At 70.3% G+C, this 14,822-nt stretch carries 17 protein-coding genes and 1 pseudogene; 11 read left to right on the top strand and 7 right to left on the bottom strand.

Features of this window, described 5'->3' with window-relative positions; genetic code table 11:
- Positions 1-51 precede the first annotated feature (51 nt).
- Positions 52-729 carry a hypothetical protein gene (locus ACFW6B_RS11735; RefSeq protein WP_386594611.1) on the top strand — a complete coding sequence of 226 codons (678 nt, stop codon included), beginning with the start codon at positions 52-54 and terminating at the stop codon, positions 727-729.
- 426 nt (positions 730-1,155) lie between these two features.
- Here ACFW6B_RS11735 and nhaA read toward each other — a convergent pair whose 3' ends face one another.
- The gene (gene nhaA, locus ACFW6B_RS11730) at positions 1,156-2,487 is read right to left on the bottom strand and encodes a Na+/H+ antiporter NhaA (RefSeq protein ID WP_386594609.1); all 1,332 of its coding nucleotides are present in this window, start codon (positions 2,485-2,487) and stop codon (positions 1,156-1,158) included.
- Positions 2,488-3,387: 900 nt separating this feature from the next.
- Here nhaA and ACFW6B_RS11725 point away from each other — a divergent pair.
- Positions 3,388-4,239 carry a DUF4394 domain-containing protein gene (locus ACFW6B_RS11725; RefSeq protein WP_386594607.1) on the top strand — a complete coding sequence of 284 codons (852 nt, stop codon included), beginning with the start codon at positions 3,388-3,390 and terminating at the stop codon, positions 4,237-4,239.
- A 224-nt stretch (positions 4,240-4,463) separates the two neighbouring features.
- A complete protein-coding gene (locus tag ACFW6B_RS11720; RefSeq protein ID WP_386594605.1) occupies positions 4,464-4,721 on the top strand; it encodes a hypothetical protein in 258 nt (85 codons plus the stop codon).
- Between the two features lie 161 nt (positions 4,722-4,882).
- Here ACFW6B_RS11720 and ACFW6B_RS11715 read toward each other — a convergent pair whose 3' ends face one another.
- From ACFW6B_RS11715 to ACFW6B_RS11705, 3 genes are all read right to left on the bottom strand, one after another.
- Positions 4,883-5,644 carry an anti-sigma factor gene (locus ACFW6B_RS11715; protein ID WP_386594603.1) on the bottom strand — a complete coding sequence of 254 codons (762 nt, stop codon included), beginning with the start codon at positions 5,642-5,644 and terminating at the stop codon, positions 4,883-4,885.
- A complete protein-coding gene (gene sigK, locus ACFW6B_RS11710) occupies positions 5,644-6,240 on the bottom strand; it encodes an ECF RNA polymerase sigma factor SigK (protein WP_386594601.1) in 597 nt (198 codons plus the stop codon). Before sigK (ACFW6B_RS11710) ends, ACFW6B_RS11715 begins: the two co-directional genes overlap by 1 nt.
- A 93-nt stretch (positions 6,241-6,333) precedes the next feature.
- On the bottom strand, positions 6,334-6,774 hold the full coding sequence (locus tag ACFW6B_RS11705) for an ATP-binding protein (RefSeq protein ID WP_386594599.1): 441 nt from the start codon (positions 6,772-6,774) through the stop codon (positions 6,334-6,336).
- A 198-nt stretch (positions 6,775-6,972) separates the two neighbouring features.
- Here ACFW6B_RS11705 and ACFW6B_RS11700 point away from each other — a divergent pair, with 198 nt between their 5' ends.
- The 6 genes and pseudogenes from ACFW6B_RS11700 to ACFW6B_RS11675 form a co-directional block, all read left to right on the top strand.
- Positions 6,973-7,347, top strand: a complete 375-nt coding sequence (locus ACFW6B_RS11700; RefSeq protein WP_386594597.1) for a hypothetical protein — start codon at positions 6,973-6,975, stop codon at positions 7,345-7,347.
- 248 nt (positions 7,348-7,595) lie between these two features.
- Positions 7,596-8,276, top strand: coding sequence for a helix-turn-helix domain-containing protein (locus ACFW6B_RS11695; RefSeq protein WP_386594595.1), 681 nt, complete (start codon positions 7,596-7,598; stop codon positions 8,274-8,276).
- Between the two features lie 57 nt (positions 8,277-8,333).
- Positions 8,334-8,537, top strand: coding sequence for a chaplin (locus tag ACFW6B_RS11690; RefSeq protein ID WP_386594593.1), 204 nt, complete (start codon positions 8,334-8,336; stop codon positions 8,535-8,537).
- A 241-nt stretch (positions 8,538-8,778) separates the two neighbouring features.
- Entirely contained in the window at positions 8,779-10,410 is a 1,632-nt protein-coding gene (locus ACFW6B_RS11685; protein WP_386594591.1) for a molybdopterin-dependent oxidoreductase, read from the top strand.
- Positions 10,411-10,527: 117 nt separating this feature from the next.
- Complete coding sequence (locus ACFW6B_RS11680) at positions 10,528-11,187, top strand: fasciclin domain-containing protein (RefSeq protein WP_386594666.1); 660 nt, start codon at positions 10,528-10,530, stop codon at positions 11,185-11,187.
- Between the two features lie 225 nt (positions 11,188-11,412).
- Positions 11,413-12,177 (top strand): annotated as a pseudogene (locus ACFW6B_RS11675) (class I SAM-dependent methyltransferase); the annotation flags it as partial.
- Here the strand turns inward: ACFW6B_RS11675 and ACFW6B_RS11670 are convergent.
- Positions 12,121-12,243, bottom strand: a complete 123-nt coding sequence (locus tag ACFW6B_RS11670; RefSeq protein WP_386594670.1) for a hypothetical protein — start codon at positions 12,241-12,243, stop codon at positions 12,121-12,123. The pseudogene ACFW6B_RS11675 and the gene ACFW6B_RS11670 overlap by 57 nt on opposite strands.
- Before the next feature lie 37 nt (positions 12,244-12,280).
- Here ACFW6B_RS11670 and ACFW6B_RS11665 point away from each other — a divergent pair, with 37 nt between their 5' ends.
- Together ACFW6B_RS11665 and ACFW6B_RS11660 are read left to right on the top strand one after the other, a co-directional pair.
- A complete protein-coding gene (locus ACFW6B_RS11665; protein WP_386594589.1) occupies positions 12,281-12,550 on the top strand; it encodes a class I SAM-dependent methyltransferase in 270 nt (89 codons plus the stop codon).
- A 30-nt stretch (positions 12,551-12,580) separates the two neighbouring features.
- Positions 12,581-12,847, top strand: a complete 267-nt coding sequence (locus ACFW6B_RS11660) for a DUF1295 domain-containing protein (RefSeq protein ID WP_386594664.1) — start codon at positions 12,581-12,583, stop codon at positions 12,845-12,847.
- Here the strand turns inward: ACFW6B_RS11660 and ACFW6B_RS11655 are convergent.
- Both ACFW6B_RS11655 and sigK (ACFW6B_RS11650) read right to left on the bottom strand, forming a co-directional pair.
- Positions 12,774-13,532, bottom strand: coding sequence for an anti-sigma factor domain-containing protein (locus ACFW6B_RS11655; RefSeq protein WP_386594587.1), 759 nt, complete (start codon positions 13,530-13,532; stop codon positions 12,774-12,776). The two genes, ACFW6B_RS11660 and ACFW6B_RS11655, sit on opposite strands and share 74 nt — an antisense overlap.
- Positions 13,529-14,113 (bottom strand): ECF RNA polymerase sigma factor SigK, encoded by a 585-nt coding sequence (gene sigK, locus ACFW6B_RS11650; RefSeq protein ID WP_386594584.1) that lies wholly within the window; start codon positions 14,111-14,113, stop codon positions 13,529-13,531. The genes ACFW6B_RS11655 and sigK (ACFW6B_RS11650) overlap by 4 nt, the downstream gene beginning before the upstream one ends.
- Between the last annotated feature and the right edge of the window lie 709 nt (positions 14,114-14,822).

The raw sequence follows: 14,822 nt of genomic DNA, 5'->3' as shown, positions 1-14,822 counted from the left end.
GGTGAAGTGTGGGCCTCTGACCAACTCCGACAGCAGGGAGCGTTCCTTCCGATGACCCCACAGCCCGCACGCCCTGAGCGCAACGGTCCCGAGACCGCCTCGGTCATGGGTGTCTCGCCGTTCAAGCCTTCTCTCGTCAAAGCGGTGTTCAGGGACGTGACTCCGATGCACGTCTCCCGGTCGGCCGCGTGGACCGCCGCGTCGGTGACGCGGACAGTGCTGACGGAGATCATCGACGGCGCGAGGAGAGCGGCGGCGGAGGCGGCCCGCAAGAAGCTGACTCCCCGGGACCTCGTCTCGGCGATCGACCGGAACGTCGAGATCGAGGTGGGGTGCGCGTGGTACCTCCACAGCCCGACGTTTCACGGCCTGACCGGTGTCCTGTACGACGCCGAGGGTGTCGTCGTGCCTGTTCGTGAGCGCAGGGGGCCACGCAAACCGAGTGCCGTGGCCGGCGCCCACAGGTTCGAGGCCGGGGTCAGGAAGCTGCTGCGGAACCAGGGGGCGACGGCCGCCCCGGCGATGGTCCGCGACCTGGACGGAATCGCGAGCGTGTTCCTGACGGACCTCGCCCGGGACGCGGCCACGACCGTCCGCAGGAGGGACGGGCGGACCATCGGCAGGGATGACGTCCTGACCGCCACCACGATTCAGCTGTTCGGCGGCGGCATCAGGCAGCGAGCCCTCAGCGAAGCACGCGAGGCGACGCGGAACGCTTCGGCCGGCTGAGCGGGTGCGACCGGCATCGCCGCCTCACCCTCATCTGCTGCCGCAGGCTCGCCGAACGAGACGGCCTCTACAGCGGGGGCGCAGTTCGAATCCTGCCGGGGACGCCATCAGGGCCGGGGAGACGTCCGGACGGCGGATCACGCCAGGGTGACGTGCATGCCGCCCTGGTCCAGGGCGCCGAGGACCACAGCGAACAGGTCGTGAGGGGTGGCCATCCGGTGTCAGGGCCTGGGACAGGTGCCCGCGTGCGGTCACGGCGTTCCGCCAGAGCAGGGTCAGACCGATGACGAGCAATGGCCCGGGGGTTTCCCGCGAACACCCACTGGCGCCGGGCGCTGCCCGGGTGTTCCAGCTCGGTGAGCGCGGTACGGATGACCAGGGCGGCGATGATGACCACGGGTGCCAGTGAGGTCTCGCCGCCGGCCGTCACGGGTGCTTCCCGTCAGCACGGGCGGCGCCGCTGTGCGTGTCTGCCGTGGAGTCGTGCTGGTAGATGTCGGGGATTCCGTCATTGTCGGCGTCGAGGTTCTCCGCCTCGTACAGGCGCCGGTAGAGGGCGTTACGCCGCCGCAGCAGGAGGGCGGCGAGCATTGCGGCGATCAGTGAGGCGATCAGGACGGCGGCTTTGACGTGCTCGCCGCTCTGGCCACCGGGGAAAGCGAGTTCCCCGATGAGCAGGGCGACGGTGAAGCCGATCCCGGCGAGCACCGACAGGCCCAGGACGTCGGCCCAGGCGAGGTCGGGGTTGAGCCGGGCCCGGGTGAACCGGGCTGCGAGATAGGTCCCGGTGAAGATCCCCAGCGTCTTGCCGGCCACCAGGCCGATCACCACGCCGAGGGGTTCGGGGGCGGTGAATGCCGCGCCCAGAGCCGGACCGGAGACGCTGACCCCGGCGGCGAACAGCGCGAACAGCGGCACGGCGATCCCGGCGGAGAGCGGGTGGACGAGGTGCGCGACCCGGGCGGCCGGCGAGGCGTCCTCGCCGGGGTCGCGGGTGGTGCGCAGGATGAGGCCCATGGCGACGCCGGCGACGGTGGCGTGGACGCCGCCGTTGTACATCAGCGCCCAGATGGTCACCCCGAGCGGCACGTACCACCACCAGCCGCGTACCCGCAGCCGATGGAGCAGGTGGAACAGAGCCAGGCCCGCGAAGGCTCCGGTGAGGGCCCACGGGTTCAGGTCGGCGGTGAAGAACACCGCGATGATCAGGATCGCGCCCAGGTCGTCGACGACGGCGAGAGTGAGGAGGAAGGCGCGCAGTGCGGCCGGCAGGTGCGTGGACAGTACCGCCAGGGCCGCGAGCGCGAAGGCGATGTCGGTGGCCATCGGGACCGCCCAGCCGGCCCGGCTGCCGCCCCCAGCCGTCACCGTGACCAGGTAGAGGGCAGCGGGAACGGCCATCCCGCACACCGCGGCGACCACGGGAAGGGCGGCGGTGGCGGGGGTGCGTAGTTCCCCCACGACCAGTTCGCGTTTCAGCTCGATCCCGGCCACGAGGAAGAACACGGCCAGCAGTCCGTCGGCCGTCCAGTGCCCCACCGACAGATCCAGACCCAGGGCCGGTATCCCGAAGTGGAAGTCGCGGACGGCAGCGTACGCCGCGTTCCAGGGACTGTTCGCCCAGATCAGCGCGAGGACCGCCGCGCCGAGCAGGACCAGTCCGCCGACGGTCTCGGTGCGCAGGGCTTGGGCGATCGCCTGGCGCTCGGGAAGGGGGAGAAGTCCGAGGAAGGGGGACCGCGAGCGGGTGCCGGCCATGGCGGGGTCTCCGGATGTCAGCGACGAGAGGGGCACACTGCCCCAGGACGCCGACCAGACTTCCCGGCACACCGCACGCCAGCTCTTGACGTGTTCTCTACACCCTATCCACCTGGCGCGCGGCTGTCTGCCGCACCCGCCCGCGCCCGACCACATCGGTGTCAGGTCGTGATCATGTCCGATACGGCAGGGCCTCGGCGCCGACCGGTGCGGAGCGATGATCTCCGGTCCGGACGGGGCCTCGGCCTGCTCGGCTTCGGCGAGCGCACGGTACGACGAGGCGACCGAGGGGTTCTTGCCCGCGTTCTTCCCGGTCTCGCTGGTCAGCTTCTTCGCGATAAGGCCGGCTATCGATGTGCGATGGCACCACCCCTACTGGCAGCAGGCCAGAACCGGGCAGCGCTGCGCCTCTCGGCGCAGGAGCTGGAACCGGGGACCCGGCAGGTGACCAATCCACACGATGACCAGCGAGCTGTTGGATCCCCCCTCCGGCCGACATAGCGCTGACACTGCCGGACGGGCAGGAGTTCTCTGGAGTAGGTGCTGTGGCACGAGGCAGATCTGGGGGATTTCCGCAGCAGGCGTTGCACGACCGCTGGTTCGGGTAGTGCGCCCCCAGAGGGGAGCACTCGTGTTGGTGAGGGTGAGCCTCTCTCTGGCGCGCCGAGCCCAGCTTGATCTTCGAGTCGGGTGGCTGAAGCGAAACCGATCCTCGTTCGCTTCGTCTGCCCAGGGCGTGCGCGAGGGCCGTACGGGTGATGCGCGGGGGGCCGTACGGGTGGCGGGCGGGGGCCGTACGGGTGGCGGGCGGGACGAGCTCCCATCCGTGCCTGACAGGGCGGCGGATTCCCTTCAGAGCTCCGGGCGATCTTGTCCGGGGTACGGGAAAGGGAAGAGAACATGCGTAAACGTGTGATGGCGGCTTCCGCTGTCGTCCTGGCGGCTTCGTACGCGGCTCCTGCGCTCGCGCTCGGTGACGTCCCGGCGTCGGCCGGGGGTGGCGGGCTGACCGCGATCGGTCTGACGAGTGATCAGCGGCTGGTCGGGTTCGATGTCGACAAGCCGGCCAGGGCCTGGTCGACGGGCAGAATCTCCGGACTGGCCGGAGACAGCAGACTGGTGGGTATCGACTTCCGCGTGCAGAACGGAAAGCTGTACGGCGTCGGTGACAGGGGCGGCATCTACACCCTGGACGCCCGCGCGAAGGCGTGGAAGGTCTCCCAGCTGACGGTGGCGCTTTCGGGCACCGCGTTCGGGGTGGACTTCAATCCGGCCGCGAACCGGCTGCGGGTCGTCTCCGACCTCGGGCAGAACCTGCGGCACAACATCGACGACCCCGCTGCCCCGCTGACCACCACCGTCGACGGGACGCTCACCAACCCGACCATGCCGCCGTCCACCGCGCTGGGCGTGACCGGGGCCGCCTACACCAACAACGACCTCAGCACCACGACGGCGACGACCCTGTTCGACCTCGACACGATGGCCGACCGGATCTCTCTGCAGTCCCCGGCCAACGCCGGCACCCTGGGGCCCACCGGGAACCTCGGTGTCGACGCGGCCCCGGACGCCGGGTTCGACATCTACTACGCCCCGGCCACGGGCGTGAACCACGGCTTCGCCGCCATCGGCAGGGCAGGTGCCTACCGCCTGTACGGGGTGAACCTGCTGACCGGCAAGGCGACGGACAAGGGCTCCTTCCCGAAGAAGTACCAGGTCACCGACCTGGCCCTGCCGATCAACCAGCAGTAGCCGCACAGGACGGCAACGGTTGGAAAGCGGCCTGTGGGAGCTGTCTCCCGCAGGCCACCCGGCTCGTGTCAACAGTCGGTGCCGGAATCGGTGCCGCGTGTACATGGTCGCGGCTGCCGTTCACGAGCCGGGGTGTTCGGTGCGCCCGGCGGCCGGCGGCGTGGCAGCAGGACGACCCCGGGGGTTCCCTCCGGACGAGCAGCGGTCCAGACAGTGAGGTTCAGATGGCGTTCGGACCAGGTCACGACGTTGCCCCCGAAAGGGCGGGCAGCCCGAACAACGGTGATCCCGGAGTGCATCAGCCGCAGCCGGAGAAGGACTTCCTTCGCCGCATGGGCGTCGTGGAGCTGGACGGGGTGGGCCACGACCAACAGGGGCAGGCCGCGGGTGCCCGCCACGAGATGCCGTATACGGCTGTCGATCTCTTTGCCTGGGTCGTGACCGCGGGAGTCCTTCCTCATGGCCGGTGCGGCTTCGACTGACGCAGAGCCGCGGGTGGGCCGGTCCGCGCGGGATGTGCGACATCCCGCGAGCCGGCCTGCCGGGCTCCGCAGCACGGGCAGGGCGGTACCACATCCGCCATGCCGCTTCGTCGTCGCTCACATCGTCTCTTCGCCGGCGCAGCCGCGCCGTGGAGATCGCGCTAGGAGCCGACGGGGACGATGCCGAGGGGTTCGGTGGTGGGCCGGCGGGATCCGCCAGCCGGTTCGACGGTGATGCCGACGGCCACCGTCTGGCCGAGCGACCGGTCCAGGACACGGGCGGAGCGACCTCCGCTACCCGGCAGGAGGCCGGCTGGGCGGAGGCCGCCCGAGGGGGCCGCGTACCAGAGTTCGTAGACCTTGTCCGAGCTGAGGGCGGGCAGGTCCGCGGCTACGAAGGCGGCTCGGTCGGCGGCGCGGGAGACGATGACGGCGGCGGAGGCGCCGTCGGCCAGTTTCGTGGTGTGCAGGGTGGCATCAGGTGCGGTCAGCACGCCGGCCAGTGCGTCGTTTCCGTTCTGCAGTGCGTCCTGCAGTCCGTTCGCCTGGTTGCGGGCGTCATCGGCCCGGACTGACTGCCAGGCGGCGATCCCGCCGAACATGGCAGCGGTTGCGAGACTCGCGGCCAGGGCCCAGGACATGAGGTGCCGCTCACGTCGGCCGGGCGACGGGCCGGTGGGTACGTGTTCCTGCGGGGGCCGGCTGATCTCGTCCAGAACACGGTCGAGGAGGTCTGCCGGAACGGCATCGGCCCGAGCGGGAGTGAGCGCGAGGCGGGCTGCTGCCTCGGCGAGTTCGGCCACTTCGCGCCGGCAAGCGGGGCAGCCGTCCAGGTGCCGTTCGAAGGCGGCTTCCTCGTGCGGAGGGAGAGCGTGCAGGACGTAGGCGCCGACCGACTGGTGCGGGTCTTCCCCGGCTGTCATCACCGGGCCTCCAAACAGTCGCGCAACAGGCGCAGTCCGGTGCGCATCCGGGACTTGACGGTGCCGGCCGGTGCGGACAGAGCGGCCGCCACCTCGACGTAGGTCAGCCCCTGGTAGTACGCCAGCACGAGGGGGACCCGGTACATGCGGGCGAGCCGGGCCACGCACTCCTGGGCGCGTCGGCGTTCGTCATCGTCTTCCACGGCCTCGGCCACCTCGTCGTGCTCACGGCCCGCGAGTACAGCCCCCGCGCTGCGCTCACGCTGCGCTGCCGCCTGCGCGTGACGGACCCGGTCCACCGCCCGGCGATGGGCGAGGGTGAGCACCCAGCCCTTGGCGCTCCCGCGTTCGGGCCGGTAGCGGCATGCTGTGCGCCAGACCTCGACCATCACCTCCTGCGTGACCTCCTCCGCCTGGGCCGGGTCGCGCAGGATGCGGCAGGCCAGCCCCATGACCGGGCGTGCCAGGGCCTCGTACACGCCCATGAACGCGTCCTTGTCCCCGTCCGCGACCCGGACCAGTAGTGCCCCGACGCTGTTGTCGGCGTCGTCTCCGGCAAGCGGCTCGGGTTCCTCCTCGTAGGCCGTGCCGGGCATGGTTCTCACGCTCCGTCGACGTGCTCGTCCCCGGCCGACCGTGCGCCCCACGACGGGGCCCGCAGCCCGGGGCCGCCATACGGCTCAGCGCGCTCACTCGGCGAGGCCATGGGGTGCCTCACAGCAGAGGTCGAGAGTGGCCTTCACCACCTTGCCCCACGGTGTCGGGGTGACGGTGAGCCGGGCTCCCATGTCGTGCAGCAGCGCCAGACCACGCCCGCCGTCTTCGTTCGCCGCCGAACCCGCCCGCATCCGCGGGAGCTGGGTGCTGGTGTCTGCGACGGTGATGCAGACCGTGGTGGCGTGCGCGGTGAGCGTGAGGGTGCAGGTGCCGCTGCTGTGACGCAGGGTGTTCGTGACCAGCTCGGAGACGACGAGCAGCGCGTCGGGCGCCGAGCCGGAGGACACGCCGCGTGCGGCCAGCCACCGCGCCGTGATCCTTCGGGCAACCGCAGGAGCGTGACGGCTGCGGGCCAGTGCGACACAGTGACCGGTGTCGGTGCGGTGGACGGGTGGCGTGGCGATGGTGATCATGACCGGTCCCTCAACGATGGCCTTGACACGGTTTCGTCAGGGATTCGATGCCACCCTGGCTGTGGATGACTTCTGATGAAGTCGCATGCTCCGCTTGTCGGATGAGAATTTTCCCGGCCGGTGAGTCATACGCGGGCCTGAGTGCCTCGAACCCCTTGTGCCAACTGCAACCGACTTCGAAGGATGAGGTGAACCTCCATGGCTGTATCCATGCGAGTCCGCCGTCTGGTGGCCGGTGCCGCCGCCACCGGACTGCTGGCCGGCGGCACCGCCCTGGGCCTCTCCGGCACGGCCACTGCCGCGTCGGCGCCCACGACCACGGCCACGGCGCCGGCCGGGGACCACCACGACCGGTGCGAATGGGTCAAGGGGCACTGGGCCAAGAAGTGGGTCAAGGGCCACTGGGAGAAGAAGGTCCACTACACCAAGACCTGGCACAAGGGCCACTACGACAAGCACGGCACGTGGCACAAGGGCTACTGGGACCACGACCGCCACTACAAGTGGGTCTATGTCCAGGCACACTGGCAGCCCTACTGGGTGAAGGGCCACTGGGACTGCCACCACAGGTGACCTCACAGCCCGCGCGACCACGCGGTGCGTACCGGGCAACTGGTACGCACCGCGGAATGTCCACCGCAAGCCGACGGACCGCCCGCTGTTTCCCACTCCCTTCCTTGCGAGTGATCGGTAGCGTCCGTGGCGATCCATGCGGGAGCCTCTTCATCGCCTGGTGTCCTGCGCCAGTGGTCGATCGTCAGAAGTTGCGTGACTCTGCTGGCGGTGCGTCAGTTCCCCGTCGGGGCCCGAAGCCGGAACCGTTGCTGCTGTCCGATGACGAGCGGGCGGTGTCGGAACGGTGGACGCGTCGGGCTGCATCGGCCCTGGCCCTGCGGGCACGGATCGTGTTGGCGTGTGCGGGGCCGGAGGTGCCGGCGATCGTCGCGGGCGCCCGGGATCTGCGGGTGAGTGCGGACACGGTCCGCAAGTGGAGGCGACGCTTCCTGGCCGAGCGGCTGGACGGCCTGGCCGACGAGCCCCGGCCGGGCCGGCCGCCCACCGTGGGCCGGATCCGGCGGCAGTTCCAGCTCAAGCCGCACCTGGCGGACACCTTCGAGCTGTCGACGGACCCGTTGTTCGCGGAGAAGGTCTACGACGTCGCCGGCCTCTGTTTCAACCCGCCCGAGGGTGCGGTGGTGCTCTCGGTGGACGAGAAGTCGCAGATCCGGGCGCTGGACCGGTCCCAGCCGGTGCTGCCGATAATGCCGGGCGTGCCCGAGCGGCGCACACAAGAACATCCAGGCTCTGAAAGCCGACATCCGGGCCTGGGTCAAGGACCGGAACGAAGACCCCAAGCCCTTTATCCGGACCAAGACAGCCGAAGAAATCCTCGACTCCCTCGCCCACTTCTGCCGACGGATCTCTCCTGGCCGCTGCCGAACGGCCAGGACGCACCCGCGCCGGACGCGAAGTCGTCACCGCTGCCAGGGTCGCCGCCCTGATCCCCTCACCAACGGCGGCGCAACCGCCTCGGTCACCGCAACATCACCGGTGGCACCGTGTCCCGCCCAGCGATCTGCCGACACCACGATGCACGCCTGTCCTGGGGAGCGCAGGGGGTTGCGGTCGGCTCGCCGGGTGTGCTGTCGGGCAACGTGGTGCAGATCCCGATCAGCATCCCGGTCAACGCCTGTGGCAACACCGTCAGTGTGATCGGCTTGCTGAACCCGGCCTTTGGCAACACCTGCGTCAACACCGGCTGACGCGCCGCGATATGAGCCGGCAGGGTCACCGCGAGGTGACTGCCGGGGCCTGGGCTCCGGCACAGGCCCCCCCGGGGGCAGGGCATACGTCCGTTCTCCGGGGGCAGCGGTGCTGGTGATCTCTGTCAGCCGACAACTGGGTAATCCGTTGCGGAATGCGGGGCGGATTGGTGGGAAATCTCTTTTCACCTGATCAGGTCCGGGACCAATCCGCGCCGGTGTGCAGGACCGGATTCCCGGTGTGAGGGACGAAGAGAAGGACCAGCAGGTGCGGCCGGGTTGGCCGCGTCCGGCGCTGGGTGCGCTGAGCGGGGCGCTGGCCGGTTTCACCGCGCTGGCGGTGGCCGAACTGGTCGCGGCTGCGGTGCGTCCGCAGTCCAGTCCGGTCATCGCGGTGGGTGGCGCGTCCATCGACGCGACGCCCGCCGCGGTCAAGGACTGGGCGATCCGTCACTTCGGCACCGACGACAAGCTCGTACTGCGGCTCGGCATCCTGACCGTGCTGACCGTGCTGGCGCTGGTGCTGGGTGTGCTGGCGGTGCGGTTTCGGCGGGCCGGAGTCTCCGGGGTCCTTCTCTTCGGGGCCGTCGGTGCAGCTGCCGCTGTCGGCCGGCCCGACTCCACCGGCCTCGCCGACGTACTGCCCTCGGTCGTGGGAGCTCTTGCCGGGGCTCTGCTTCTGTACGTCCTCACGGGCCGTCTGACCACGGTGAGGCGGCCACCGGTGTCCGGGCACGAGGAGGTGCCTGAGAAAGCCGGGGCCGGTCTGCCCGCGTCCGCGGGATGGGACCGGCGGGGATTCGTCCTCGTGGCCGCGTCCGCCGCAGCGGCCTCTGCCGTGGTGGGCGGTGCCGGCCGGTCGCTGAACGCCTCGCGCGGCCAGGATGCCGTTGCCTCACGTGACAAGGTCGTGCTGCCGCGACCGGGGTCACCGGCCGAGCCGGTACCCGCGAGAGCCGCGCTGCGTGTTCCGGGGATCAGCCCTTTCACCACCCCGAACAGCAGTTTCTACCGGGTGGACACCGCGTTGGCGGTGCCGAAGGTGGACGCCACGACCTGGCGGCTGCGCGTCCACGGCCAGGGCGTACTCCGTGCGGCCACCTACTCCTTCGACGACCTGCTGCGCAGGGAGCTGATCGAGCGGGACATCACGTTGACCTGTGTCTCCAACGAGGTCGGCGGCCCGTACGCGGGCAACGCCCGCTGGATCGGCGTGCGGCTGGCCGACCTGCTGGCCGAGTGCGGGGTGAAGCCGCCGTCCCGGGGAGGCCCGGCGGACCAGCTGGTGGCGCGTTCGGTGGACGGCATGACGATCGGCAGCCCGGTCGAGGACCTCATGGACGGCCGCGACGCGCTGCTCGCCCTCGGCATGAACGGCGAGCCGCTGCCCTTCGCACACGGTTTCCCGGTGCGGATGGTGGTCCCGGGGCTGTACGGATTCGTCTCGGCCTGCAAGTGGATCGAGGACATAGAGCTCACCACCTTCGACGCCTACGACCCCTACTGGGTCAAGCGAGGCTGGGCACGCAGGGCCCCGGTCAAGACCGCCTCGCGGATCGACACCCCCAAGCCCTTCGCCCGGCCCGACGCCGGCACGGTGATGATCGCCGGGGTCGCCTGGGCACAGCACCGGGGCATCGACAAGGTCGAGGTCCGCGTCGACGACGGGCCCTGGCAACAGGCCCACCTGGCCGCCGAGGACACCCGGGACACCTGGCGGCAGTGGTCCTTTCCCTGGCGGGCCACCCCGGGCAGCCACACCCTCACCGTACGGGCCACCGACCGCACCGGCACCGTGCAGACCGACCGACGCACCCGCACGATCCCCGACGGCGCCAGCGGATGGCACTCCGTCGTCGTGACCGTCGACTGACCACCTGTCCCAACTGACCACCTGTCCCAAGGGATCTGCGCTCTTTTCTAGCCGGCTTTCCGCAACAACCCCATGGGCAGCCGCATCATGCTGCCCCCCGTTCAACAGGAGAACATGATGAGCACCCGTATCCGTCGTACCGTCGGCCTGCTCGCCGCTGCCGCCGTCCTGCCCCTGGCCCTGACCGCCTGCTCGAGCGGCAGCGACTCGGACAAGTCCGGTTCCGCCGGCACGGCCGCGGCTGCGGCGACGAAGAGCAGTGACGACATGGCCGGCTCCGGCAGCAGCGCGAGCAGTACGGACCAGCCGTTCGGCCCGGCTTGTTCCTCCGTTCCGAAGGACGGCGCCGGCTCCTTCGACGGCATGGCCAAGGACCCGGTCGCCACCGCCGCCTCCAACAACCCGGCGCTCTCCACCCTGGTGACGGCGGTGGAGAAGGCGGGTCTGGTCGACACCCTCAACAACGCCCAGAACATCACCGTGTTCGCGCCGACCAACGACGCCTTCGCCAAGATCCCCAAGGAGACCCTGGACAAGGTCCTCAACGACAAGGCCCAGCTCACGAAGATCCTCACCTACCACGTCGTCGGCCAGAAGCTCACCCCGAAGGACCTGGAGAACGGCTCCTTCACCACCCTGGAGAAGTCGAAGCTCACGACCTCCGGCTCCGGCGAGTCCTACACGGTCAACGACTCCGCCGAGGTCGTCTGCGGCAACGTCAAGACCGCCAACGCCAACGTCTACGTCATCGACACCGTCCTGATGCCCAAGAACTGACACCCGTGCGGGCCGAGGACGCACAACCCCGCCCGGTCGCCCTGACGGGAGTGATCCGGGCGGGCGCGTTCCTCGTGCCGGGGCATCCGGCCCGCCCGACTGCCGGCAGGGCGGTAGGGCGGCAGGCGGACCGGATGCCCTTCCGCACGGCCGGTCTGCCGGTCACAGCGCCGACAGACCAGCCCTGTGAGGTTGCCGTTCACCGTCCGGGAGGGAGAGAACACCATGCAACGACCGTCCGGTGCGACGCCGAGCGGACGGGCAACGGCGCACATCCTGGCCCGCACCCACCATGTCACGCTCTACGAGGCCGACGATCGGCTCGGCGGCCACCAAATCACCCCTGTCGAATCTGACCGCTGGTCCAATGTGACCGCCGTACCCAGGGCGTCCTGGCCGGTGCGGGCCGTCACCGCGTCCGTGGTGGAACGCGCCCTACGACGACTCCCCTTGCGAGTCCGGTTCGCGGACGGCACCGCCCTTGGCCTGGGCGGCCCGCTGATAGAGGTGCACGACCCGAAGGCGTTCCACTCCCGCGCCAGCGCCCACGGACTCATCGGTTTCGGTGGGTCGTACATGGCCGGCGAGTGGGACGCTCCGGATCTCGTCAGCGCGCTCACCGTGCTCGCCGCGCACGCGGCCGACCTGATTCCGCCCCGGTCGCGGCGGATGCGCGGCCTGTGGACACAGCGTCAGCCGGGCGCGCAGCACAACGCCCCGGACGGGTCGCGCAGCAACATCACCTGTCACTACGACCTGTCCAACGACCTCTACCGTCTCCTTCTCGACGGCACCATGACCTACTCCTGCGGCTACTGAACCGGTGCGGAACCCGGGACCGGCCCGGCCGGTACGCAGCGCGCCAAGCCGGAGTTGATCTGCCGCACGCTCGCCCTGGTACCCGGGACCCGGCTGCTGGACATCGGCCGGGGCTCACTGACCCTGTACGCGGCGCAGAAGCACCAGGTGCAGGTCACCGCCGTCACCCTGGCTCGGGAGCAGGCCGTATACGTGCGGGAGCAGGTGCGCGTCCGCGCCCGGCGGCGGCGCGTTCATCGCGGTGTACCTCTCTCCGGACACGCGCATACGACCGGTGGGCGAGACCGCCGACCTGCTGGAGGCGGCGGGCCTGGAAGTCCGTTCGGTGGAGTCGCTGCGCGAGCACCATGTGCGCACCATCAACGCCTGGCACCGCCTCCTGGAGGAACGCTGGGACGACTTCGTCCGGCTGGCCGGTGAGGAGACGGCCTGCGTATGGTGGCTGTGCCTGGTCGGCGCGACCCTGGCCTTCGAGGAGCGACGCACGGGCGTGGACCAGTTCCTGGCCGTACGGCCCAAGGCCACGGGGGACAGCGCGGCCTGACGGGGGCGGAGACGGCCAGTTGGTACCGGCATCCGGAGGACCGGTGACCTCGTTCGCCGGGCCGGCGGCCACGGCGAAAACCCTCGTTACGAGGCGTTGCCGGCCCACGTGCGCGGCAGCCGGAACCTGTACGCCCTGCGAATGGTCTACCTGCTGCAGGGAGCCCTGGTGTGGTTGGTGTCCCTACCGGTACAGGCGGCCCAGTACACGCCCCGGCAGGTGTCTACGCCGGAACGCCGAGCAGGGCGATCGGTACCGAGGTGGGCCGCTTCGATCCACCAGCCGGCTCCACCGTGATGCCGATGTCCGAGGCGCCGTCGACCGCCCCCCGCATGAGCACGGCCTGGCTGCTGCGGCCGGGTTCCATCAACCCGGCCGAACGCATCCTCCCGCCGTCGGCGAACCACAGCTGGTACACCTTGCCCCGCGGCGGCGGTGCCATCCCGGAGACCACGAACACGGCCCGGTCGCGGACGGCGGAAACCACCAGCGTGCCCGCACCGCCCGCCACCTTCACCGAACGCGACCTGGCATCAGGCGCGGCCAGCACTCCCGCCACGTCCTCAGCGTGCCGCTCCGCCCGCACCGCCCGGACTTGAGCGCCCTGCGCGCGTTCGTACTGCCATACGGCGGTACCGCCGAAAGCTGCTGCGGCGGCTGCGGCGGCCACACAGGCAGCCGGCGCCCACCGTCCCGGGGCCCACCCGTCCCGCCCGCCACGGCGTACCCGCTCCAACGCCGCAACACCGGGCGGCACCTGGCGCACCGTGGTGATGCGCCGCAGGACCTCCTCCCGCATGACGGGGCGCGTGCGCACCGTGGAGGCCCGGGCCAGACGTCCGACAGTGGCCGTGAACTCCGCGACCTCCTGTCCGCAGGCATCGCACGAGGCCAGGTGACGCTCGAAGGCGGCACGTTCCCCGCCATGCAGCGCGTGCACCGCGTAGGCGCCAGTCAGCGCGTGCAGATCGGTCGCAGTCATGCGGTCACCCCCAGGCAGTCACGGAGCCGGATCAGCCCATCGCGCAGACGCGTCTTGACCGTCCCGACCGGCAACGCCAGCGCCTCGGCGACCTCCCGGTAGGTCAGCCCGCGGTAGTACGCGAGAGTGACCGACTGCCGCTGCAATTCGGTCAGGGAACGCAGGCAGCGCCGTACCTGTTCTTGCTCCAGCCGGCTCTCGACCTCCTCGGTCACCTGGTCGTACGCAGGCTGATGATCGAGCAGAGCGGCTTTGGTGTCACGGGCCGCAGCCGCCTCCACCGACCGCACCCGGTCCACAGCCCGCCGGTGAGCGAGGGTGAGAATCCAGTTGATCGCCGTGCCCCTCTCGGGCCGGTAGCGCGGAGCCGTGCGCCACACCTCCACCAGCACGTCCTGTGCCACCTCCTCGGACTGCGCCTGATCACGCAGAACAGCCCGGGCCACCCCGAGAACGGAACCGGCCACAGCGTCGTAGACCGCGGCGAATGCCTCCTGGTCACCCAGCGCCACCTCCTGCAGCAGACGCTGCAGGTCAGGTTTCACAGACAGTCTCGCGCCGATGCGTACCGGTTCCTTCACAACAGTTCTCCTGTGTACGTGACAGGACGGAACGTCCCTGTGCAATCCGGGGCCACACAGACTGCGGATTGGTCGCATGCAAAAGGCGGCCGACATGCGGCGTTTCCCCTGGCCCGGAAGATGTACGCGGCCGGCGGCGGGGTCTCCGCCCACGGCGCCCGGGCCAGGCCGTCGAACGCTCCGCACTCAGTCCCAACGCAGATCCATCGCACCTGGCAACGGCACATCCAATTCGAAACCATGCTCGATCAAACCTGAGAGCGGCAGGTCGCCCAGACTGCCGCAGTAAACACTGGGCTTACCGTGATAGAGGCCCTGCCGCGATCACCGCCACCTGCGGTGAGGTTCTCGGCCACCGGGGCGGGTGCGCGCATTCACCACGCCCCGACACCTCCGGCACCAGGCGATCGCTTTCGTCGGCGCGACGAGCAACTCCCCGGTCACACCGCCCTGACGCATGTCCGAAGGTCGCCGTGGCCGTCGTTGTCACCCAGCCCCTTGCCGAAGTACTCGGCATGGTCGCCTACATCCGCTTCCTTCTCCGGCTAGCCCCTGAGCGGGTCGCAGCCGAGCCTTCCGCGCCCACCCGGCGCCCCCTGGCCGCAGCCGCTCGCGCCCTGGCCGCCCCAGCTCCGCGGTCTCTCGACGCTGACCCTGCAGGCCCGCCTGCCGCTCGGTTCCAAACACGAACCGCTGACACCAGGCACGG

The sequence above is a fragment of the Streptomyces sp. NPDC058751 genome, assembly GCF_042746485.1.
GTDB lineage: Bacteria > Actinomycetota > Actinomycetes > Streptomycetales > Streptomycetaceae > Streptomyces.
The sequence above is the reverse complement of the archived record's forward strand: the minus strand, read 5'-3'. Positions and strand labels throughout refer to the sequence as shown.